This is a genomic window from Paracoccus halophilus (assembly GCF_000763905.1).
Lineage (GTDB): Bacteria > Pseudomonadota > Alphaproteobacteria > Rhodobacterales > Rhodobacteraceae > Paracoccus > Paracoccus halophilus.
Genome location: NZ_JRKN01000032.1, coordinates 15,656 through 36,180, shown reverse-complemented (window position 1 = coordinate 36,180; position 20,525 = coordinate 15,656). Strand labels below are relative to the sequence as shown.

Here is a 20,525-nt window from a genome sequence, read left to right as displayed (position 1 = left end):
AAATGGCGGAGGCTCGACGGTCGGAACCGCCTGCCGGAGGTCATCAGCGGGGTTGAGTTCCGCGACGGCGTCCGCCACATTCAAGCTGCCGCCTGATCAAGCGTCACCAACTTTCGAGCATATCTCAGAACCTCTTCGGCATGCGGCGTGACCGAGCGCGCGACCGTATCGGTCGAGCCGCCCGCACCCCACTGGATGATGCCCTGAATGTCCTTTTCAGGATATTCGGCCAGTGCCGGCATGGATGCCAGACCCAGCGCAATGGCCGCGCCAAATACGGATTTCAGCATAAACTTCCTCCCCTTCATGTTCGTGGCCCGGTTCCTCCTGGGCCTCTGCTTTTCAGGATTGCCCAAGATTGGCTTAACGGCAAATATTGTTTCTTATTTATTATTAACATGATGTTAATTCGTTCCCTGCAGCAGCCGGTCGCTGTCCCAGCTTTCGCGTGCCGCGGCGGCGGCCAGTTCGCGCCGGAACCGTTCGATGGCGAATTCCGCGAAGCTTGAGATTTGTCTGCCTTTTTTCATCACCGCAAAGGCCGTGATGCTGGCCTTTTCGCGCAGCGGCAGGCGGACCAGACCGGGCATATAGACCTCGGCCACGGAAAACTCGTCGATCACCGCCACACCCAGCCCATGGCGCACCAGACTGACCATTGTCTGGGCGAATCGGCCGCGCATGGTGTGGCGCGGGTTCAGCCCGTGATCGGTAAAGCTGCGCGCCAGAATCGCCCCGTAGGGGTCCTGCGGATCGATGCCGATGAACGGATAGCGGATCAGCTCATGGACTGAGACATCGGCCTGCGCGGCAAGCGGATGGCCCTCGGGGACGATGGCGACGATGCGGCCGGCGGCCAGGGCCATGTTCTCGACGGCCGGGTTGTCGACGGCCGAGCTCATGAACACGACCTCGCCATGTTCCAGCAGCAGATAGTCCAGCGTCTCTTCGATCTTGAGGATGTTCAGGTCGATCATCAGGTCGGGAAAGCGCTGGCGGATCGCGCGGATCGCGCGCGCCGCGATGAATTGCGCGATCGAGGGCGCCGAGGCAAAGGCCAGCACCACCTCTTCGCCCTTGCGCAGCGAGGTCACGGCACCGTTCAGGTTCTCGATCTGGCGATGCACCTGATTGATCATCTCAAATATGGCGCGCGCCTCATGGGCGGGGACAAAGACGCCGGCCTTGCGTTCGAACAGGCGCAGTCCCAGCCCCGATTCCATGTGCTTGACCAGCCGGCTGATGCCGGGGGCCGAAACGCCCAGCAATTCGGCCGCGCCCTGAATCGTGCCCGCGATCATCACGGCACGGATCACCTCGATCTGGCGCAGGGTCAGTTCCTTCATGCCCCGATGCTAGCAGAGCGCGCGCATCTGACCAGCGCAGATTTTCCCAGGTTGCCGGTGCCGCGATTGGCCATTGTAATCCGCCCCGGCCCGGCGTTCATTCGACCGGCCGGCGCAAAGGGGAACGGACGATGCGAATGGACTGCGATCTTCTGGTGATCGGCTCGGGCGCGGCGGGGCTGTCGGCGGCGCTGACCGGGGCGCGCTCGGGGCTGCGCGTGGTGCTGGCGGAAAAGGATGCGGTTCTGGGCGGCACCACCGCCTGGTCGGGCGGCTGGATCTGGTCGCCCGGAAACCCCGTCGCCCGCCGCGCCGGCATCGCCGAGGACCCGCAGGCCCCCCGCCAATACCTGCAATCGGTGCTGGGCAACAATTTCGACGCCGCCAAGGTCGATGCCTTTCTGACCCATGCCCCGCGCATGGTCGAATTCATGGAGGCCGCCGGCATCGCGTTTCAGGGCGGCAACCACATCCCCGACACCTACAGCCATCAGCCGGGCGCGGGCATGGGCGGGCGCTCGGTCATCGCGGCGCCTTATGACGGGCGCGACATGGGGGCGCTGATCGGGCTGCTGCGCCCGCCGCTGCGCGAAACCAGCTTCATGGGGATGACCATCCAGGCGGGGCCGGACCTGCGCGCCTTTCTGACCATGCTGCGCTCGGCCCGCGCCTTTGCGCATGTAACGCGGCGCTTTGGCTGGCATCTGTGGGATCTGCTGCGCCATGGGCGCGGCATGCAGTTGCGCAACGGCAATGCGCTGGTCGCGCGGCTGATGAAACGCAGCGCCGATGCCGGCGTGACATTCCTGACCGAAAGCCCCGCGCGCGAGCTGATCCGCCGCGGCGGCCGCATCTGCGGCGCCGTTCTGGATGGCCCGGACGGGCCGGTCACGGTGCATGCCGCGCGCGGCACGCTGCTGGCGACCGGCGGCTGGTCGCAGGACATGGAACGGCGCGCGCAGCAATTTCCCGCCCCCGCGACCCATGCCACGCTGGCGGTGCCGGGCGCCACCGGCGACGGGATGCGCCTGGCCGAGGCGGTTGGCGCCGTCCAGGACCGCAGCCTTGCCAGCCCCGGCGCCTGGTGCCCGGTCTCGCAAGTGCCCTGGCCCGATGGCCGCACCGGCACCTTTCCCCATATCATCGAACGCGGCAAACCCGGCATTATCGGCGTCCTGCGAAACGGCCGGCGCTTCTGCAACGAAGGGCTGGGTTATCATGACTACGTCACCGCCCTGCTGGCCGCGACGCCGGGGGGTCAGGTTCCCGAAAGCTGGCTGATCTGCACCCGCGCCTTTCAGCGCCGCTATGGGCTGGGCGTATCCCGCCCCGCCCCCCTGCCCGAGCACGGCTGGATCAAGCGCGGATACATCATGACCGGCAAGACGCCCCGCGATCTGGCGCAGGCCTGCGGCATCGACCCGGACGGGCTCGAGCGGACACTGGCCGAATGGAACCGCCATGCCGTGCGGGGCGAGGATCCGGAATTTCATCGCGGCACCACCCCCTATATGCGGCTTCAGGGCGACCCCGACGTCACGCCCAACCCCTGCGTTGCGCCCATCGCGCGCGGGCCGTTCTATGCCGTGCGGGTGATCCCGGGCAGTTTCGGCACCTTTGCCGGGCTGGCCAGCGACGGGCGGGCGCGGGTGCTGGACGCCCAGAGCGCGCCGATTCCCGGCCTTTATGCGGCCGGCGCCGACATGGCCAGCGTGATGGGCGGGCATTACCCGGCCGGGGGCATCAATCTGGGCCCGGCCATGACATTCGGCCATATCGCCGCGCTGGACGCGGCCGGGCTGCTGAACAAGGACTGACAGGCATGAGCCGACCGATTTCGCTGGCGCATCTGACCACCATCGACCTGGCCCCGCCCGAGATGATCCGGCTGGCCGCCGATCTGGGCTATGATGCCGTGGGACTTCGCCTGATGCGGGTGACGCCGGACACGCCCGGCTATCCGCTGATGGACGATCCCGCGATGATGCGCGCGACCCGCGCCGCGCTGACGCAAACCGGGCTGCGGGTGCAGGATATCGAATTTGTCCGCATCAACCCCGATTTCGACCCCGCGCCGCTGGCCGGTTTTCTGGCCGCCGGGGCCGAGCTGGGCGCGCAACAGGTGATCTGCGCGCCCTATGATCCCGACCTGTCGCGCCTGTCGGCCAGCCTTGCCCGCATGGCCGAGGCCTGCCGCTCCCATGGCCTGCAAGCCGTGCTTGAGTTCTTTCCCTGGACGCCCGTGCCCGATCTGCGCACGGCGCTGGACGTCATCGCGGCCAGCGGCGCGCCCGATCTGGGCCTGCTGGTCGATACGCTGCATTTCGACCGCTCGGGCAGCCGGATCGCGGATCTGGCCGCCGCCCTGCCCCGCATGCCCTTTCTGCATCTGTGCGACGCGCCCGTGCAGCCGTCCTATACCACCGAAGATCTGTTCTTTGCCGGCCGGGTCGAGCGCCTGCCCCCCGGCGAAGGCCAGATCGCGCTGGCGCCGATCCTGCGCGCCCTGCCCCCGGATATGCCGGTAGCACTGGAAATTCCGATGACCGCGCTGACCCGCGCGCAGGGACCAGGGGCCGCCGCCGCCCGTGCCATCAAGGCCACCCGCCAACTGCTGGACCGGCTGGCCTGACGCCAGCCCCCGGCGGCCTAGCGTTACAGTTGCGTTTTTATCCTGATGCAGGCTGCAAATCGACACAGAAGTCATCACCCGCCGGCAGAGCCAATCGACATCGTTGGGCAATGAAATTCGACGACGATTTCTGCAGTCCGGTTACCGCCCAGCCCCGCCTGATCGAGACCTGGAACACGCCCTGCACATGATCCACCAACTGCCGAGCCTTCGCCGGCGCTACAGCTTTTTTGTCAGAACATCCTGCAGCATGGCCTTGTCCAATGACAGATCCGCAGCCATACCCTTCAGGCGGCTGTTCTCATCTTCCAGCATTTTCAGACGCTTGACCTCCGATGGCATCAAACCACCGTATTGCTTGCGTCATCGGTAACAGGTCTGCTGCGAAACTCCGGCCTTTCGACAAACCTCCTCAACGCTCACTCCGTCATCGGCCTGCTTCAGAATGAATGCGATCTGCTGCTCGCTGAACCTGGACGTCTTCATCACTCTTCCTCGCTTTGCCTGACAGGGACATTACGAGAACTTTCTCACTTCAAACGGTCCAAATTCTTGGAAGCAGGTCATCGACAACGGTATGCTGGAGTTGGACAACAACTTGGCCTAGCGCGGCATGCGCGCCATTGCACTCGGCAGGAAGAATTACCTCTTCGTTGGCTCTGAGGCCGGCGGCAAGGCCGCAGCCATCGCCTATACCCTGATCGAAACCGCAAAGCTGAACGCCGTCGATCCGCACGCATGGCTCGCCGACACCATCGCCCCCATCCCGGATTACAAGATCAACAAGGTCGATGATCTGCTGCCGTGGAAATCGAACCGGTAGCGGTCAGACCGGACGGTTACTCTCTCGGGGTGCAGGCAGGGCCAGTACATGCCGAACCGCCGCAAGATGTGTTTCAGGCGTAACGCCTTGGAACAGGATTTTCTTGGCCATCCGCGCCCCCGGCGAATCGCCGACTGTTTTCATTCAACTGCCAAGAACTACCACGCCGAATCTTTTCACGCACTCACCGAGGGTCGTTTTGTTGATGTGGATTACGGATGCAAGACGGCCCTGCTGGACAGCGGGGAGCAAGTCATTGTAATAGAACGAAAATCCTGGTTGGAGGGGTTTGAACCTGCGATCTTCAGGTTATGAGGCTATATGCCCGGCAGATCCCCGATATAACGAAATCAATGACTTATCTCGCAACCCTTTGATGTGTTTGGTGATAGTCCCGGCATCTGGCACCATCAGTCTGCATTCACCGCGTTTCGAGGGCACTCAAAGGGCGTTCACCTGTTGAGTAGGCGTTGGGTCAAAATTTCGGGTCATCACGCTCCCCTATCAACCAGCCGGGCGGATTTCGGGTCGTAGATATAGTTGGTGATTGTGCCGTCTTTGATCCTCTCGACAGCCTCGTCGATGACGAAGAAGGGCACCATGAACCATTCCTCGGGTACTACGGGACGACCGAAACGGTCCTGAATCTGAATGTCCAGCCGCACCGATCCGAAGATCCGATGGATCAGAGCTTCCAGCTTTGACCGCGAAATATTGTAGAGCTTGTACGTCGCGACCAGTTCTACATCCGCCATCAGAAAGGTCGTCTGGAGATGCGCGCCTTTGATGCGCTGCTTGACGTCATTGTTGGTCACGCCGATCTTGTGAACAAGCTCCCGGTTGGCAGCGACCATCGGATGATCAGATTGGCTGCGCAGGACATAGATGGTGCCACTGGCCTGATCGTTCTCTTCAAGCTCACCGGCAAACAGCGGACCAGCAGCAGGATCGGTGATACGCCTTCCAGCCTCGTCCTTGTTCAGTGCCCGTTGCAGCGAACGCATCAGCATGTTGCTCTCAGTGCCATTATCGAAGATCACCCGCAAACGGGCGTCGGTGCGGCCCTGATCCGTTAGAGTTTGCTCACCCTTTTCTGCGACATAGGCCTTCTGCCCACCTACGATGAAAAACCGGCCTTTCTCGATCTCGGCCTTCAGTTCGAACGGGCGTGTCTCACGCAGGCCGGTGTCCAATTCACGCTGCACCTGTTCAAAGAGCGGCTTGAACTGGTCAAAATCTGTGCAGGCATTGCGATTTGCGACCTCTTCGGCCGCCTTGCGCTGCGCGCTTGATCGCACATGCCGCAATTCGGTGATGGCAGGCGTATCGACCTCGATACCGAGTTCAGCAAGAAGCGCATCATCGTCCAACTCGTTATCCGGGACGGCTGTCTGCCTGGCGGAGCCATCCAGCAGCCCCTGCCGATCCAAGGGCGCGCATAGTTCACGGCAGTCAACCTGTTCGCGCAGCCGATTAAGCCGAACCGCGTAAAGCCGTTCGAAGATATCGCCTTCATCGCTGTGGCGGGGCAGATGGCCCTTCTCGTCGACGAAGCGCTGCACTTCCTCGAAGCCGGCAATGATGCGTTCCTCGCGCGCCGTGCGGACTCCTGACCGCTTGGGTTCCAGATCAACGCCCAGTTCCGCCAGCAGGGCATCATCTTCGTCGGTGAATGTCTTAGCCATTCTGTTGCTCTTGCTTCATCCGGGCGAGGAACGCCACACCTTCCGCCATACGCCGTTCCCAAGGATCGGCCGAGGTGACTTCTGGTAAACGTCCCCGTTCCTGCTTGAACTTCAGCGCCCGTCTGGCAAGATCGCGGGCTTCTTCCGGCGTCAGCTGCACCTTGCGGGCGTTGATCACCGCCGCAACCTGCTTCAGGCTATTCTCATCCATCGTCTTGGACAGGATGGCATAAGCCTCTGCAAAGGGGTTGATGCGGTCGATCAGGTCGATATCCAGTTCGGTCACGCTCATCGCAAAGCGGCGTACACCGTCGACGAAGGCAGTGTTGCCGCTGGCCTCGCTTCCTTCGACGATCGCCGCCTTGGCCTGCTGGGTCAGGTTCAGCGCGGCGATGGCGTGCTGACGGACCGCCTCCTGATCCTCGGCATCCAGCGTCGGGTATTTGTCCCTGATGATCTTGCCCAGCCGGACCTGCGTCAGTTCCTCGGGGACGACCTCCTCATCGAACATGCCCCGTTCGATGGCGGTCTTGTCCTGCACGAAAGCCGTGATCACCTCGTTCAGGTCCTGACTGACGATCCGCTCGGCCTCTTTGCTGCGCGGCTGCGCAAGCCCGTTGATCTCGATCTGGAACTGCCCCTGCGCCTCGTTGAAGCCGATATTGCACTTCGCCGAATCATAGCCGCCCTCGCCGTAATCGAAGCCCTCGACCGGTCCAGTGGCCGTGGCCTTCGGCGTGAAGTTGAAGCGCGGCGTCAGGACCTGCTCCATCAGCAGGCTGGCAGCGATGGCCTTCAGCGTGTCGTTGACGGCTTCGCGCACGGCCTCTTCCGACGCATCCGGCTCGGCGATCAGGTTGGTGAAGCGCGCGCGGGCCTTGCCCTCGGCGTCGCGGGTGGCACGGCCGATGATCTGCACGATCTCGGTCAGGCTCGAGCGGTAGCCGACCGTCAGGGCGTGTTCGCACCAGATCCAGTCAAAGCCTTCCTTCGCCATGCCGAGCGCGATGATGATATCGACGTGATCGCGGTTCATCTTCTGCGCCGGGTCTTTCAGCGCGGCGGAGACGCGATCACGCTTGGCGGGATCATCATCGACCAGGTCGGCGATGCGCAGATCGCGCCCATCGGATGTCCTGACGATCTGAAATCCGGTCGCCGGATCGGTGCCCTGCCATTCGCCGAGAGCCTCGATGATATGTTCGACTTCCTTGATCTTGTCCTTGGTGCTTTCGCGCGAATTCACCGACGGAATATGGACGATTGTCTTCTCGTTCGGGTCCAGCACCTTGACGATATCGTCGGCATAGGGGCCGCTGTAGAAGTAATAGCCGATATCCAGCTTCTTCAGCCAGCGATAGCCGTTCAGCTGTTCGTAATAGGTATAGGTGACGGTCTCGAACTTCGCCTCGTCCTCAGGCATCAGAACGGCCTCGGCATCGCCCCGGAAATAGGACCCTGTCATGGCGACGATATGCACCTTGTCGCGCGCGATGAAGGCACCCAGATGCGCGCCCAGCTTGTTATCGGGATTGGCGCTGACATGGTGGAATTCGTCCACCGCGATCAGGCAATCGTCGAATGCCTCGATCCCGAAGCGGTCGACGGCGAAACGGAACGTCGCATGGGTGCAGACCAGCACCCGCTCATCGCTGTCCAGAAACGCCTGAACCGAGCTGACCTTGCCGCCATCCTCGCCCGGCGCATTGCACAGGTTCCATTTCGGCGTCACCACCCAGTCGGCCCAGAAGCCGAATTCCGACAGCGGCTCGTCGGCAAAGCTGGAGCCGATCGACTTTTCCGGCACCACGATGATCGCCTTGCGCAGGCCCTGATTGTGCAGCTTGTCCAGCGCCACGAACATCAGCGCCCGCGACTTGCCCGAGGCCGGGGGCGACTTGATCAGCAGATACTGCTCGCCCCGCTTCTCATAGGCGCGTTCCTGCATCGGGCGCATGCCGAGTTCGTTGGATCGGGTCGAACTGCCATTGGTGGCGTAGTTGACTGAGACCGAGGGGACTCTGTAATTGGCCTGATTAGTGGATTCTGAGATGTTCATTAGAATACTCCCCATTCGCGGCCACTCGACATTTTGAAGTGGCCGTCGATGGCTTTACTATTTCTCACCCACGTCGCTTTTTGAGATTTGGTGCCAATTGTGAGCCTGAATAAATGAGGGGCGACCTCCTGGAATAGCAAAAATTTATTGTCATATGCTCCCGGGCCGACAGTGCCGGGCATCGGTAGATTGAGTTTATCCATCTTATTGTCGCTGTATGAGAGTGTATAGGAAGCAACAGGGCCGCCACTATAGGATGTGTCTACACTTCCTATGGTGGTGTTCTCAGGAACAGCTATCGGGTCATATCCAAAGAACACACGGGAGAGGCGTTTCATCATAAGCTGGTTTCCGGGCAAGTTCGGGCCTCGGTTCTTTGTGATGTTCCCCGCCTCGATCCAAAAATGGGAACATACCCTTAGCTTCTGTAGGTCCTTGTTGGTGAGCGCACCCGTGGAAGTTTCACCACTGGCAAGGTCGTCTTCCGTGGTGGCCGGATGGGAGAGATTCGGCACGCTCTCAAATAGTTTGACGTATCGTTTGAGTAAGGCCGCATCCAAGGGGGTCGCGTCGTCCCAAACCTTTTTATACCAACTGCGCAATCCCTTGATGGATGCGGCGGAAGTTGGCTCGACTGGATTCTTTCTGTTGACGGCAAGGGTGAGTCCCACCTCGACGCCTTTGGATAATCCAGACCGTGACAGGTTGCCTGAACCTGCGAGGGCAAAATCCATCTCTTTGCCCCGGAACAGGAATGCTTTGGGGTGGAAAGGCACCTTTGGCATTCCGCAGTTGGCGAGACAGAATGACGCGTCGTAAACGCGCACAGACGACGCGGGGAGTGACAACAGACTTTCCAGCGCAATTGGTTGAGTGCGGCAGTAATCGAAAGAGGTAATCCACCGCTTTTCGACACTTGCCCAATCAGCACCAAGCGTCGCGTCAATGCGTTTGAGTAAGTCGTAGGTGCCGCTGGAAGTGACATAGGCCGCCGCTATGTCGAGCTTGGTCAAGTCGCTGCCTTTGGCGATTGCCTCTATAGCATCCAAGGTCGTTTGCCCAGCAGGCTGGGCTATGAAGCCGACTTCGCTCATCCGCGCCTCCTCGCACCCGAAGGAGCACTCGCTACGACAAGTCCCCTTTTTTGCTCCTGACCGTAGAGGGCAAATAGCTTCTCTAGCCGTTCAGTATCGTTTTTGAACCTTCTGCCGATGTAGATGCGTTCCATGATCTCGTCATTGCGATCATGCGCTTCGCGCAACACGGCATAGTCTGTATAGAAGTGGTCAGGGTCATACATATTTCCAAGCGTGGCAGGGTAGTAATGCTCTCTTGCTATAAGGATTTGGCTGGCCGACTCATTCAAGTCGGCTTTGTTCTTTTCGGTCAGTATCGGGGATGGGAAGGTGTTCCACCCGAGCGTGTTGGAATAGCGATAGTCGGTCTTGAGCTTGCCGCAGACTGCGGCGATCCACACCAAGTGTAGGCGCGAGGCGATTACAGCCATGTTCCAGAGCGGAGCGTCATAGAGTGCGAAGGCGCTATCGGCGACAACGGCGCTCCTATCCAAAAGGCCAACGGGAAGATAGGGGCGGCGTTCCGAACTGACGCGCGGAACGATAAGGGTGGATTGCCCTGCGGTTCCCTGAATCTGTACAAACCGATGCGGGACCTTGGCAAAGTCGCGGGTCGAACCAGCTTTGCTCTCAAGCCGCATCTGCCGTACTGCCTCCAATCGCCGAGCGATCAATGGCGATTTCAGGGCATCCTCGTATTGGTTCTTCTCTATCCAGAGGCAATACCGCGTCTTGCCTTGGATAAAATCTTCGGACCCGAAGAACGGCCTTAGATAATACCGAAAGATGGGATCGGTTTGGCCCTCCGCGACCATCTGCTCGCGGGAAACAATCAGATGCCCACCGTCACGGGGCATATTGCCGAATAGCATGGGCGCGGAATCTCTAGGCGGCTCGCGCCTGCTTTCCACGACAAGGTTTGGTCCATCGACCAAATAGGGGTTGATGTTGGAGCAAACCTTTTCGAGCACCGCACCGTCTGTATCAAGCGTGTAGAGGCGTTTACGGCTGGCGCCCGTGTTGGATATGCCAACCACGATCACGATTACACCCGCATTATAGCTGGCCAAGTTGGCCCATTTGAATGAGGTGTAGGCAAACTCGATCTCATGCCCGGTCTCGAAAATAGCGGGCCAGAGAATGGGAACCTGCTGGCCCTGACAGAGCGAGTTTGTCGTCACAAAGGCAGAGACGGCCTTAGTGCGTGTGCCGTAGTCGGCGGCTTTCATTAGCCAAGCGGCAACATAATCGAGCGATTTCCACCCCTTTACCCGACCGTCAAAGACAGTACGAAGGTCATCCTTCTGCTCATCTGATTGGAGCTTGTTGCCAAGATAGGGAGGGTTGCCACAGATATAGGTCTCGCCGCCCTCATTCTCGAAATCGATCTGCGCCTGATCCAGCGGGGGCGCGAACAGGTCGTCAGTGCGGTGCCGCACCTCCATGCCGGTGGGCGGGCAGACCGACAGCCAGTCCAGCCGCAGCGCATTTTCGCAGGTGATCCAGTTCTGCGCGTCCAGCGGCAGAAAGGCCGCCAGCGCCTCTTTCTGGCCGCGATAGGTCACGTCGCATTGATACTCGGCGATGATCAGCGCCAGGCGGGCGATCTCGGCGGAAAAGTGCCGGATCTCAATGCCGCGGAAATTGGTCAGCGGGATCTCGGTCTTGCGGTCGGCCTCGCCACGCCGTTTGTTGATTTCGGCCTCGATCTCGCGCAGCTGCTTATAGGCGATGACCAGAAAATTGCCCGACCCGCAGGCCGGGTCGAACACCCGGATGCGCGCGATGCGGTTGCGCAGGTTCAGCAGTTTGCGCGCATTGTCGCCCGCCGCCTCCAGCGCCGCACGCAGATCGTCCAGAAACAGCGGGTTCAGCACCTTCAGGATATTCGGCACGGAGGTGTAGTGCATGCCAAGCGCGCCACGTTCCTCGTCATCCGCGACCGCCTGGATCATCGAGCCGAAGATATCGGGGTTGATCTGCGTCCAGTCCAGATTGCCGATATGCAGCAGGTATGACCGCGCGATCCGGGAAAAGCGCGGCACGTCAAGGCTGCCGGAAAACAACCCGCCATTCACATAAGGAAAGACATCGGCCCAACGTGGCAGGCTGGCGCCCGCGCGGTCGGCAGGCCTGATGTTCATGGCGCGGAACATTTCGCCGATGACCTCATGGGTGTTGGTGCGGTCGCTCATCTGGTCGATGGTGGCGGTGAACAGGCCGGTGCCATTGAAGATATCGGTATCCTCGGCAAAGAAGCAGAAGATCAGCCGCGCCATGAAGTGGTTCATGTCCGGCCGTCGTTCCGCCGCGCCCCAGTCGGGGTTGTCCTTCAGCAGTTCGACATAGAGCCGGTTCAGGCGGCTGGTGGCGCGGATGTCAAAGGCGTTTTCCTTGATCGCCCGCACGGTCGAGATGCCGGCAAGCGTCAGGAAAAAGCCGAAATGGTTCGGGAAATCGGTATAGTCGCAGGCGATGGTGTCGCCGCTGGTCAGATCCTCCGCCTCCAGCGTCTGGCCATCGGTGGCGAGGATGTATTTCGCCTTGGCCCGCGCGGTGGCGGGGCTGTCGCGCAGCGCGGTCAGGGTCTCTGTGACCGCGCCGGGGGCGCAGGTCCTGATGTGGATGTTATTCGTTTGCAGCAAACCGCCGAGATCGGATTTGTTCGACGCACCACTGCGCAGGCGTTTCAGCGTCGTAGCTTTGTTCCCGAAGGCTTCGAGGAAGGCAAAAGGGAATTCTTCCGCGTCAAAGGGCTGTTCGGCAAGATCAGAGACGGCCTGTTCGATTTCAACGGCGTTCATTCAGGCCTTCCAAGGATTAATCAGTTTGATGCCGCAATCGGCAAAATCGGGCGTGTTGCGGGTCGCGACCTTCGCGCCATTCGCCTGCGCGATCGCCGCGATCTGGCAATCGGCATGAGCGATCGGCCGCCCCTTGGTACGGCGGTCGGCCGCGATGGTGGCAAAGGCGACCGCTGCGCGGCTGTCGAAAGGCAGGATGCGTTCGGCGAAATCCTCACGGATGATCTGGTCGATCATCTCTGCCAACCCGTCACGTCGCTTGCCAGCCGGCAGAATGGCGACGCCCAGGTGCAGTTCGGCCTCGGTGATCGTGGTCAGGTAGACGCCGCTGCCATCAAGGCTTCCGAGCCAGTCAACGACGCGCTGTTCCGGTGCCGGACGCAGAAGCTCCGACACGACATTGGTATCGAGGATGATCATTGGCCGAAAGCAGGCGGCTCGCGCATCGCGTCACGGGCGGGAATGTCCAGATCGATGCCGCCTGTCCTTGCCACGCGCGCGCGCAGGCTGTGGGCCAGGTTCAGCGGCGGGCGCATATCACCAACCACCTCACGCAGGATTTCGCGGGCTTCCTCCTCCATCGACCGCCCATGCTCGGCCGCGCGCACGCGAAGACGGCGCTTGATGCCATCATCGAGATTTCGAATCGTAATGCTCGCCATATGCCTGCTCCGTTTGTCGCTAAGAAATAGAATAGGTGGCGATTGCATTGCAATCAACTCCATCCGTGGCCAATCGCTCGCTTTGTCCCGACCGACGCCACTGCCCGCCTTCCTGCGCCGGTCCGCGAATGATCCTGTTGATAAGCCTGCGATTCTACGCAAGTGTCGACAGGAAAGACGGGAGATTCATCCTCGCGGAACAGAGAGAAACTCAGCGAGAAGCTGGTTCAGGCGGCAGAAACCCGACCCCGGCCACGGCAGATCTTCGACACCGAGGTGCTGGGTCTGTCGATCTGCATCTACCTCTCGGGCAGCCGGTCCTTCATGTTCGATTCTCGGGTTGCCGGTCGCCAGCGCCGTTTCACCATCGGTCGCTGGCCTGAATGGAGCGTCGCCGCCGCCCGCGACCGCGCCAAGGCGCTGCCCGCGACGTGGACAGCGGGCAGAATCCCATAGCGGAACGCGAGGATGGCCGCGAAGCATCGCGCTTTCCCGATCTGGTCGAACGCTATCTTCGCGAACATGCCGCGCATCTGGCGCCACGAAATGCCGCCGATCAGGAATCCATGCTGCGCAAGCTGATTGAACCGCACTGGAAGCACCGGCGGGTAACCGAAATCGCACCCGCCGATATCGAGCGCGTGCTCAACCTGATCGCGCAGGGCCGGTCGCGTCCGGCGAAGAAAAAGACCAAAGCCAAGCGCAGCAAGCCGCCGGCGCCTCCGAAACCCACGCCGATCCGGGCCAACCGCGCGGGCGAGATGCTGCGCAAAGTATTCTATCTGGCCATCGCGTGGAAGATCCGGACGGACAACCCGGCGCTGGGCTTCCGCCGTCAGACGGAAGTCGAGCGTGAAAGATTTCTTTCCATGGAGGAGATCGCCCGGCTTGGGGATGCGCTGGCCGCGGCCGAAGACCGGCGCGCTGCCGCTATTATCCGAATGTGCATGCTGACCGGTGCTCGGGTTGGCGAGGTCCGCACCGCCCTGTGAAATGCACGACCCTATGCCGGAACCGGTGCGCGCAGCTGGTGCCAGATCGGGCTGATCCGCTTGCGAATGGTGCTTTCATCCGGTGCGTCGCCATCCGCGCTGGTCTGAATGAACCATTCCTGCATTTCAGCAACGAGCTCAGTCAGACTTGCTGGCAGCCCGCGTTCATGGATACGGATGATCATCGTCAGATACGCATGCTCCCAATCGTATTTCATGGTCGGACCCGCATTGCTTCGCCGGCAGCCTCTATGACGATCCTCGAATTTTGCCAGCGTGTCCGCCGTGATCGTCAGATCATGCAGATCAATCAGCAGCCCCTCTTCCGGTGGATGCGCGACCGACCAGTTTTCCGCCCCTGACCCACGCACCCGCAGGATCAGAATTTCGTCATGTGCCACCCCGAAGCGGCGACACATCCGCAGCACGTCGCTGGGCGCGATGGCAACCAGGCCGGAATGCAGCGCCCCACCGAAACGGGTCGGCGGAATGGCAACAAGAATCTCCAGATGCCCCGCAAAGTCCCATTCCACAATATCGGCAATCGTACCGCCCCAACGAGCAGAAACTTCGATCAGCGGGTAAAGGGCGCAGGGCGGCAAAGACATGGTGTATCTCCTCGTTCGTCTTCATGCCTGAAAGGGTATTCCTATCAGCGCGACGGACTTGGCACGGTTGCATCCTGAGGTTGAGAAGTGACGTGGGGAACATGCGGTCGGAATTCAGCCCCGAGCCCACTTGAAAGCAATCACCCAGGCTCGATCCATCGCCAGAAAATCTGTTATTTGCCAACGTCTGAAATCGACAGGCTGTTCGTGGTATCATTTATTCAGAAGCACCCCGTATGGTCGGAGAGTAAGTGATGCAGGACGACGATGACCGTGATGATAGTCCGCGGGACACGCCCGACGACTGGGCAGAGCTGGAACTGGTCTATGCGGAGCCCCGCAGCGAAGACTCCGTACAGGCGTTGGTTACCGAAGTTCTCGGCGAAGGGCTGCCCGTTACAGCGGTGTTCGACCCACGATCCGACCATCATTTCTTTCTTACTCTGGTCGGGCTGCTGCGAATGAGTGAGGAAGAAGCCGTCTTTGCGCTGGCGCGCGAGTATCGGCCCGTCCTGCAAGCCGATGAAATAAACCCGGCGCTGATCGGCGGCCTCTATTTCCAACGCGCAGGGGTAGCGCCCGAGCTGCTGGCCAATCTGTGCTCAACGCCCGAGGTGCCGTTGTCACCAACGGGATGGCCGCATCAGATGGTCGGCACCAAGGGCGGTTGGAACACGCAAAAAGCTCCTAAAGGCCGGGGCGGAATTGTCGCGGTGATCGACACAGGCCATTCGAGCCATAACGAGTTATCCGGCACGATCCTGACACATGGACAGCTGAATCTGGTGGAAGGCGGAACGGATGCGCGCGACCGGTTCAACACGGGCATAGGCAAAAATGCGGGTCATGGAACACTCGTATGTTCGGTTCTGGCAAGCCGCGGTGATATCGATTCTGGCTTCAACATGACAGCGCCTGGGAAAATAACTGGTGTTGCCCCTGCGGCCGATATCCTTCCCATTCGCGCATTTCGGTCGGTCATGAATCTGTCGCAACGAACAATCCCGCGCGCGATCAGCCATGCAACCCGCCACGATGCACGAGTCATCACAATGGCCATGGGTGCGCCGTACCGGATATCGGCCACCGAAAAGGCAATGCGCCAGGCCGTTGACGAAGGGGTACTGCTTGTCTGCGCCGCCGGTAACTGCTGGCCTTGGACCGTGTTTCCGGCGGCCTATGCACCATTAAATCTATGCAGCGCTGCGGGGGCCGTGCGGCAAGACAAAAGCGCATGGCCCAATAGTTCAAGAGGGCCTGAAACGACCATCTCCGCCCCCGGGGAAAATGTCTGGGGTGCGACTAAGCCTGCCGCGAGCAGCCCTGACGATGCCGTGAAACCCGCACAAGGCACTACGTTGGCCACTGCGATGACATCTGGCGCGGCGATACTGTGGTCGACGGCAATCGGCAGTCGCGACGACCTGAAGAATCTGGCGAAGAAAAATAGCATGACTGGCCAGCAATTGTTCAACCGCATCCTTCAGCAAACGGCCGAGCGCCCCACAAACTGGCCACCAAATTATGGCATGGGAGCCGGGATCCTGCGCATTGACCGTATGTTTCAAGCGGTCACAACAGGCGGAAATGTTGCGCGCACGGATGCCGGTGATCGCGGTGCTGATATCGATCTAGCTCTTGCGCCGTGGGGTACGGTTCGAACAATCGACATCGTTCGGATGCTTTTTCGTGCCCGCGCACCTGAGATTGAGGCAGAGTTGGGGGAAGAGATGGCCGACTATGCGCCTGAGATCCTCTGGCGTGCACAGATCCGTGGCAGCGGCAGATCGATCATCGGAGTTCCCCCATGGCTTAGGGATCGCCCACTGTTGCGCTCATATCTGGCAGAGTGAACGCCGACACCACCCAAGGCGGCAAAATGCGCGGTCGAAAGATCGCCCGTCCGAACTGTCAAGGGCGCTTAGCGTTGGTCCGGCTTTTCGACCCGAAGTCCGGTGAGTCGTCGGGAAGGCTGCAGAGAAAATGGGGGGCGCCATAACTTGATCGCGAGGAATGCACCGGTGCGGCCACGGCATTCTTGTCCCTCCACTTCTTGATCCACAAGCCCCCTTGAACCACCGACCGGCGCTTGTTTCGCCGTTCCCGCTCCGGTCCATTCCGCGCTTTCCGGTGCACCGTCATGCACCCGTTGATCCCGCAATCACGGAAGGATCGGGATCATGACGGGAAAAGCTATCGTGGCACTGGGAGGCGCGGCGGATCGAACCACCCTGCATCCGGGTTGGCCGCAAGGTGCTCTACCGGCGTGGTGCCGTGAAGGACTGGCTGCTGGAACAGGAAAGCCGCAAGACCGGCACGCGAAGGTCGACACGATGAGGCTGGGTGGCGTGACCGCCGCCCTCGCCATCATCCTTGTCATTGTAACCTTCGCCCTGCCCTTCCGGGCCAACGATCGCGAAGCAATCCTGCGCTTCATCGCGCCGCGCGGTGCAGATGGCCATCGTCGAGCTGATCCGCGACGGGCTGATTTCCGAAGCCGGTCAGCGGGACTGCAAACATTGCTATACGGTCGAATACAGCATCCTGCCCGAGGCAGTGGACAAGCTGGCTTCGACCCGTGAACAGGATTCACCCCGTGAATCTCATTCGCGGGTATGCGGGAGGCAGAGGCGCGCAAGCCCGTCAGCGCCAGAGAAAAATTCCGGGTTCGCACCTTTGGGTTCGCAGGCAGCAACAAGACCAGCCGCCGGGCGTCCCACCGCCCGGTTTTGCAAGACCCGTGGCTATGGGCATCGAAGAAAATCGGCTTCAGATTCAGATGAGGTCGAGTACCAATTTGGCGCTGGTTGCTCGGACATTCCAATAACCGAATCACACAGATCGCAATCTTGTTCAAAAGCCAACAATTTTGCCCGAGCGTACCGAAAATCGAAAAACAACCAAACTCACCGCGCCAGCCAGCCGCCGTCCACATTCAGCACCGTCCCAGTGACATAGCGCGCGGCGGGCGAGCAAAGATAGGCTGCCGTTCCGCCGATATCCTCGGGCCTGCCCCAGCGGCCTGCGGGGATGCGTTCCAGAATCTGGCGGGAACGTTCCGGGTCGCCGCGCAGAGCTTCGGTATTGTTTGTCGCGATATAGCCCGGCGCGATGGCGTTCACGGTGATGCCATGAGGCGCCCATTCATTCGCCAGCAGCTTGGTGATACCCGCAATACCGTGTTTGCTGGCCGTATAGCCCGGCACCCGGATGCCGCCCTGAAAGGACAGAAGCGAGGCGATGTTGACGATAGCGCCTTCCTGTTTCCGCGCGATCAATTCGCGGCCAAAGGCCTGACAGGTGAAAAAGACCGCCTTCAGGTTGGTGTCGATCACCGCGTCCCAATCGGCTTCGGAATGGCTGACCGCGTCCTCGCGCCGGATGATGCCGGCATTGTTGACCAGCAGGCTATAACCCGCATCGGCGAAGATATCCCGCGCGGCCAACGGATCGGCAAAGTCGATCAGCATCTCGTCGGCCTGCCCGCACGCCGATGCGATGGCGGCCAGGGTCTCTGCGCATGACCGACGCCCGGCACAAGTCACGCGGGCGCCCTGACCCGCCAAAGCGACCGCGATGGCCTGCCCGATACCGGTATTCGCGCCGGTGACCAGTGCGCGGTGCCGCTCAAGCGAAAACAGGCCGGACATCAGCGCATATCCTTCGGCTGAATGAACTCCATATCGGTATAATCGACATTGTCGCCCGCCATGGCCCAGATGAAGGTGTATTCACCGATCCCCGCTCCGGAATGCACCGACCACGGGGGTGAGATCGCGGCCTCTTCATTTCCGATGAACAGATGGCGGGTTTCCTGAGGCTCGCCCATCAGATGCAGCACGCGGGCATCGTCATCCATGCCCCAATACAGATAGGCCTCCATCCGGCGATCATGGATATGGCTGGGTATAGTGTTCCAGACCGAGCCATCCTCAAGCGAGGTATAGCCCAGGATCAACTGGCAGCTTTCCATCACCTGCGGATGGATGAACTGCTTGATGGTGCGCTTGTTCGAGGTTTCGGGTGCGCCCAGCTTGACCTCGACACAATCGGCCAGCGTGATCAGCCGTGAGGGATAGACATGATGCGCCGGGCAAGAGGTAATATAGAACCGCCCCCGCCCGCCGAAGGTGACGGCCCCGCTTCCCATGCCCAGATACAGCACATCGCCGCGCGCCATCCGATAGGTTTCGCCACCGGCCTGAACGGTGCCTGCCTCGCCGATATTCACGATGCCCATTTCACGGCGGTCGAGGAAGTTCGGTGTCTTGGTTTCCTCGACCTTGTCCAATGTCAGGCTGCCGCCATCGGGCACTGCGCCGCCAAGGACAAAACGATCGTAATGGGTATATATCAGCCGGATTTCGCCACTCTCGAACAGCCGCTGACCCAGAAAGTGCTCACGCAGCGCGGCGGTGTCCATTTGCGCGGCATGGGCCGGGTGGATGGCGTGGCGGGTTTCGACGGTAAGCATGGGAACTCCTTATACTGAGATGCGGGCTGGGCGCTGAAGCCCAGCCGGATGGGTTCAGACAACGGTCACAGCCCGAAATAGCGCGGGAGCCACATGGTCAGCGCCGGGAAATAGCTGACCACCAGCAGCGTTATGATCAGCAGGATATAAAACGGGCCAAGCGCGCGGATGCAGGTCTCGACCTTTACACGGGCGACGCCGGCACCGACGAACAGCCCCGTCCCGACCGGCGGCGTGATTGTGCCGATGGCCAGGTTAAAGATCATCACCACACCGAAATGCACCGGATCATAGCCGACCTTCTGCGCAATCGGCAGCAGGATCGGCGTGAAGATCAGGATCGCCGGACCCATATCCATGAAGCAGCCGACCACCAGCAGGACGATATTGATGATCAGCATGACGATGACCGGATTTTCCGAAATCGCGAGGATCAGCGAGGTCACAGCCGCCGGAATGCCGGTGAACGCCATCGCAAAGCTCAGCGCCGCCGAGGCCGCCAGCAGCAGCATGATGGTGCCGGTCATATGAACTGTCTCCATCAGGAAGCTGGGCAATTCGCGGACCGGCTTGGTACGGTGGATCACAAAGGCCAGCAACATGGTGTAGATGACCGCGATGCCCGAAGCCTCGACCGCAGTCACGACCCCCAGCATAATGCCGCCGATGATGAATACGATCAGCATCAGGCTGGGCAGAGCGCGCCAGATCACGGCCATGGCCTCGGACATGGTAACCCGGCCCGCCACCGGCCAGGCGCGGCCGCGCGCGACGAAGGCAGTGACGACCATCATCCCCAGCCCCCACAGCGTGCCCGCGACCGCGCCGCCCATGAACAGGGCACCGATAGAGGCCCCGCCCGCCACCAGCGAATAGATGATGAAGGCGGTCGAGGGCGGAATCAGCATCCCCGTCGGGGCCGAGGCGATATTGACCGCAGCCGCAAAGCCGTGGTCATATCCCTCGCGCTTTTGCATGGGCACCATCACCCCCCCGATCGAGGTCGAGGCCGCGATGGCAGACCCCGAGATCGAGCCGAACAGCATATTGCCCGCGATATTGGTCTGGGCCAGCGATCCGGGCACGCGGCCAGCGATCAGCTTGGCGAAATCGACCAGCCGCACGGCGATGCCGCCCGAATTCATGATCACCCCCGACAGGATGAAGAACGGCACCGCCAGCAGCGAAAAGCTGTCGAGGCTGGTCATCATCTTCTGCGCCGAAGTGAACAGCGCCATATCCAGCGGTACCACCAGCAGAACGGCGGCAATGGCCGCAGCAGTAATCGACAGCGCCAGCGGGATGCCGATCAGGGTCATCACCCCAAAGACCGAGATCAGGATCAGACTTGCAGTGCCGGCCAT

The 20,525-nt window shown here is 60.9% G+C and carries 21 protein-coding genes and 1 pseudogene; 7 read left to right on the top strand and 15 right to left on the bottom strand.

Features of this window, described 5'->3' with window-relative positions:
* Window positions 1-80 precede the first annotated feature (80 nt).
* Together IT41_RS16150 and IT41_RS16145 are read right to left on the bottom strand one after the other, a co-directional pair.
* The gene (locus tag IT41_RS16150; protein ID WP_036743312.1) at window positions 81-290 is read right to left on the bottom strand and encodes a hypothetical protein; all 210 of its coding nucleotides are present in this window, start codon (window positions 288-290) and stop codon (window positions 81-83) included.
* A 114-nt stretch (window positions 291-404) separates the two neighbouring features.
* Complete coding sequence (locus IT41_RS16145; protein WP_036743311.1) at window positions 405-1,346, bottom strand: LysR family transcriptional regulator; 942 nt, start codon at window positions 1,344-1,346, stop codon at window positions 405-407.
* A 137-nt stretch (window positions 1,347-1,483) separates the two neighbouring features.
* Here IT41_RS16145 and IT41_RS16140 point away from each other — a divergent pair, with 137 nt between their 5' ends.
* Window positions 1,484-3,163, top strand: a complete 1,680-nt coding sequence (locus IT41_RS16140) for an FAD-dependent oxidoreductase (protein ID WP_231564780.1) — start codon at window positions 1,484-1,486, stop codon at window positions 3,161-3,163.
* Between the two features lie 5 nt (window positions 3,164-3,168).
* A complete protein-coding gene (locus tag IT41_RS16135; RefSeq protein WP_036743309.1) occupies window positions 3,169-3,978 on the top strand; it encodes a sugar phosphate isomerase/epimerase family protein in 810 nt (269 codons plus the stop codon).
* Between the two features lie 219 nt (window positions 3,979-4,197).
* On the opposite strand, the gene IT41_RS22085 is transcribed toward IT41_RS16135, so the two are convergent.
* Both IT41_RS22085 and IT41_RS22080 read right to left on the bottom strand, forming a co-directional pair.
* A complete protein-coding gene (locus tag IT41_RS22085; protein WP_414811560.1) occupies window positions 4,198-4,320 on the bottom strand; it encodes a hypothetical protein in 123 nt (40 codons plus the stop codon).
* A 21-nt stretch (window positions 4,321-4,341) separates the two neighbouring features.
* Window positions 4,342-4,464, bottom strand: coding sequence for a transposase (locus IT41_RS22080; RefSeq protein WP_139221741.1), 123 nt, complete (start codon window positions 4,462-4,464; stop codon window positions 4,342-4,344).
* An 82-nt stretch (window positions 4,465-4,546) separates the two neighbouring features.
* On the opposite strand from IT41_RS22080, the pseudogene IT41_RS16125 reads away from it, so the two are divergent.
* Window positions 4,547-4,801 (top strand): annotated as a pseudogene (locus IT41_RS16125) (transposase domain-containing protein); the annotation flags it as partial.
* 48 nt (window positions 4,802-4,849) lie between these two features.
* Window positions 4,850-5,116, top strand: coding sequence for a hypothetical protein (locus tag IT41_RS20895; RefSeq protein WP_139221742.1), 267 nt, complete (start codon window positions 4,850-4,852; stop codon window positions 5,114-5,116).
* 176 nt (window positions 5,117-5,292) lie between these two features.
* Here the strand turns inward: IT41_RS20895 and IT41_RS16120 are convergent, their stop codons facing one another.
* The 6 genes from IT41_RS16120 to IT41_RS16095 are packed head-to-tail and all read right to left on the bottom strand — an operon-like array spanning window position 5,293 to window position 13,087.
* A complete protein-coding gene (locus IT41_RS16120; protein WP_036743308.1) occupies window positions 5,293-6,486 on the bottom strand; it encodes a GIY-YIG nuclease family protein in 1,194 nt (397 codons plus the stop codon).
* Window positions 6,479-8,545: a DEAD/DEAH box helicase gene (locus tag IT41_RS16115; RefSeq protein WP_052081696.1), complete on the bottom strand. Its 2,067-nt coding sequence runs from the start codon at window positions 8,543-8,545 to the stop codon at window positions 6,479-6,481. The genes IT41_RS16120 and IT41_RS16115 overlap by 8 nt, the downstream gene beginning before the upstream one ends.
* Complete coding sequence (locus tag IT41_RS16110) at window positions 8,545-9,639, bottom strand: phospholipase D-like domain-containing protein (protein WP_036743307.1); 1,095 nt, start codon at window positions 9,637-9,639, stop codon at window positions 8,545-8,547. Before IT41_RS16110 ends, IT41_RS16115 begins: the two co-directional genes overlap by 1 nt.
* On the bottom strand, window positions 9,636-12,425 hold the full coding sequence (locus IT41_RS16105) for a class I SAM-dependent DNA methyltransferase (protein WP_036743306.1): 2,790 nt from the start codon (window positions 12,423-12,425) through the stop codon (window positions 9,636-9,638). The genes IT41_RS16110 and IT41_RS16105 overlap by 4 nt, the downstream gene beginning before the upstream one ends.
* Window positions 12,426-12,845 (bottom strand): type II toxin-antitoxin system VapC family toxin, encoded by a 420-nt coding sequence (locus IT41_RS16100; protein WP_036743305.1) that lies wholly within the window; start codon window positions 12,843-12,845, stop codon window positions 12,426-12,428. It abuts the gene before it with no gap.
* Window positions 12,842-13,087, bottom strand: a complete 246-nt coding sequence (locus IT41_RS16095) for a FitA-like ribbon-helix-helix domain-containing protein (protein WP_036743304.1) — start codon at window positions 13,085-13,087, stop codon at window positions 12,842-12,844. Before IT41_RS16095 ends, IT41_RS16100 begins: the two co-directional genes overlap by 4 nt.
* A gap of 162 nt (window positions 13,088-13,249) precedes the next feature.
* On the opposite strand from IT41_RS16095, the gene IT41_RS21700 reads away from it, so the two are divergent.
* Window positions 13,250-13,543 (top strand): Arm DNA-binding domain-containing protein, encoded by a 294-nt coding sequence (locus IT41_RS21700; RefSeq protein WP_074948174.1) that lies wholly within the window; start codon window positions 13,250-13,252, stop codon window positions 13,541-13,543.
* Window positions 13,471-14,079 carry a tyrosine-type recombinase/integrase gene (locus IT41_RS16090; RefSeq protein WP_052081694.1) on the top strand — a complete coding sequence of 203 codons (609 nt, stop codon included), beginning with the start codon at window positions 13,471-13,473 and terminating at the stop codon, window positions 14,077-14,079. Before IT41_RS21700 ends, IT41_RS16090 begins: the two co-directional genes overlap by 73 nt.
* Window positions 14,080-14,090: 11 nt before the next feature.
* Here IT41_RS16090 and IT41_RS16085 read toward each other — a convergent pair whose 3' ends face one another.
* Window positions 14,091-14,687, bottom strand: coding sequence for a hypothetical protein (locus tag IT41_RS16085; protein ID WP_036743303.1), 597 nt, complete (start codon window positions 14,685-14,687; stop codon window positions 14,091-14,093).
* A gap of 254 nt (window positions 14,688-14,941) precedes the next feature.
* Here IT41_RS16085 and IT41_RS20195 point away from each other — a divergent pair, with 254 nt between their 5' ends.
* Window positions 14,942-16,540 carry a S8 family peptidase gene (locus tag IT41_RS20195; RefSeq protein WP_074948176.1) on the top strand — a complete coding sequence of 533 codons (1,599 nt, stop codon included), beginning with the start codon at window positions 14,942-14,944 and terminating at the stop codon, window positions 16,538-16,540.
* Between the two features lie 405 nt (window positions 16,541-16,945).
* Here the strand turns inward: IT41_RS20195 and IT41_RS21975 are convergent, their stop codons facing one another.
* The 4 genes from IT41_RS21975 to IT41_RS16060 all read right to left on the bottom strand — a co-directional run bounded on the left by IT41_RS21975 (window position 16,946) and on the right by IT41_RS16060 (window position 20,525).
* A complete protein-coding gene (locus IT41_RS21975) occupies window positions 16,946-17,149 on the bottom strand; it encodes a hypothetical protein (protein ID WP_175496437.1) in 204 nt (67 codons plus the stop codon).
* Between the two features lie 444 nt (window positions 17,150-17,593).
* Window positions 17,594-18,337, bottom strand: a complete 744-nt coding sequence (gene kduD, locus IT41_RS16070) for a 2-dehydro-3-deoxy-D-gluconate 5-dehydrogenase KduD (RefSeq protein ID WP_036743298.1) — start codon at window positions 18,335-18,337, stop codon at window positions 17,594-17,596.
* Window positions 18,337-19,161 carry a 5-dehydro-4-deoxy-D-glucuronate isomerase gene (gene kduI / locus IT41_RS16065; protein WP_036743296.1) on the bottom strand — a complete coding sequence of 275 codons (825 nt, stop codon included), beginning with the start codon at window positions 19,159-19,161 and terminating at the stop codon, window positions 18,337-18,339. The genes kduD and kduI overlap by 1 nt, the downstream gene beginning before the upstream one ends.
* A 65-nt stretch (window positions 19,162-19,226) precedes the next feature.
* Window positions 19,227-20,525: a TRAP transporter large permease gene (locus IT41_RS16060; RefSeq protein WP_036743294.1), complete on the bottom strand. Its 1,299-nt coding sequence runs from the start codon at window positions 20,523-20,525 to the stop codon at window positions 19,227-19,229.

Bases quoted from the DNA above. Each gene is read 5' to 3' on its own strand.
- IT41_RS16110 (WP_036743307.1), bottom strand. From the start codon at position 9,639: ATGAGCGAAGTCGGCTTCATAGCCCAGCCTGCTGGGCAAACGACCTTG.
- IT41_RS16100 (WP_036743305.1), bottom strand. From the start codon at position 12,845: ATGATCATCCTCGATACCAATGTCGTGTCGGAGCTTCTGCGTCCGGCA.
- IT41_RS21975 (WP_175496437.1), bottom strand. From the start codon at position 17,149: ATGGCCATCTGCACCGCGCGGCGCGATGAAGCGCAGGATTGCTTCGCG.
- kduD (WP_036743298.1), bottom strand. From the start codon at position 18,337: ATGTCCGGCCTGTTTTCGCTTGAGCGGCACCGCGCACTGGTCACCGGC.
- IT41_RS22080 (WP_139221741.1), bottom strand. From the start codon at position 4,464: ATGAAGACGTCCAGGTTCAGCGAGCAGCAGATCGCATTCATTCTGAAG.
- IT41_RS20895 (WP_139221742.1), top strand. From the start codon at position 4,850: ATGCCGAACCGCCGCAAGATGTGTTTCAGGCGTAACGCCTTGGAACAG.
- IT41_RS16135 (WP_036743309.1), top strand. From the start codon at position 3,169: ATGAGCCGACCGATTTCGCTGGCGCATCTGACCACCATCGACCTGGCC.
- IT41_RS16095 (WP_036743304.1), bottom strand. From the start codon at position 13,087: ATGGCGAGCATTACGATTCGAAATCTCGATGATGGCATCAAGCGCCGT.
- IT41_RS16085 (WP_036743303.1), bottom strand. From the start codon at position 14,687: ATGTCTTTGCCGCCCTGCGCCCTTTACCCGCTGATCGAAGTTTCTGCT.
- IT41_RS16145 (WP_036743311.1), bottom strand. From the start codon at position 1,346: ATGAAGGAACTGACCCTGCGCCAGATCGAGGTGATCCGTGCCGTGATG.
- IT41_RS16150 (WP_036743312.1), bottom strand. From the start codon at position 290: ATGCTGAAATCCGTATTTGGCGCGGCCATTGCGCTGGGTCTGGCATCC.
- IT41_RS16140 (WP_231564780.1), top strand. From the start codon at position 1,484: ATGGACTGCGATCTTCTGGTGATCGGCTCGGGCGCGGCGGGGCTGTCG.
- IT41_RS16105 (WP_036743306.1), bottom strand. From the start codon at position 12,425: ATGAACGCCGTTGAAATCGAACAGGCCGTCTCTGATCTTGCCGAACAG.
- kduI (WP_036743296.1), bottom strand. From the start codon at position 19,161: ATGCTTACCGTCGAAACCCGCCACGCCATCCACCCGGCCCATGCCGCG.
- IT41_RS22085 (WP_414811560.1), bottom strand. From the start codon at position 4,320: ATGCCATCGGAGGTCAAGCGTCTGAAAATGCTGGAAGATGAGAACAGC.
- IT41_RS16060 (WP_036743294.1), bottom strand. From the start codon at position 20,525: ATGGCCGGCACTGCAAGTCTGATCCTGATCTCGGTCTTTGGGGTGATG.
- IT41_RS16120 (WP_036743308.1), bottom strand. From the start codon at position 6,486: ATGGCTAAGACATTCACCGACGAAGATGATGCCCTGCTGGCGGAACTG.
- IT41_RS20195 (WP_074948176.1), top strand. From the start codon at position 14,942: ATGCAGGACGACGATGACCGTGATGATAGTCCGCGGGACACGCCCGAC.
- IT41_RS16115 (WP_052081696.1), bottom strand. From the start codon at position 8,545: ATGAACATCTCAGAATCCACTAATCAGGCCAATTACAGAGTCCCCTCG.
- IT41_RS16090 (WP_052081694.1), top strand. From the start codon at position 13,471: ATGGAGCGTCGCCGCCGCCCGCGACCGCGCCAAGGCGCTGCCCGCGAC.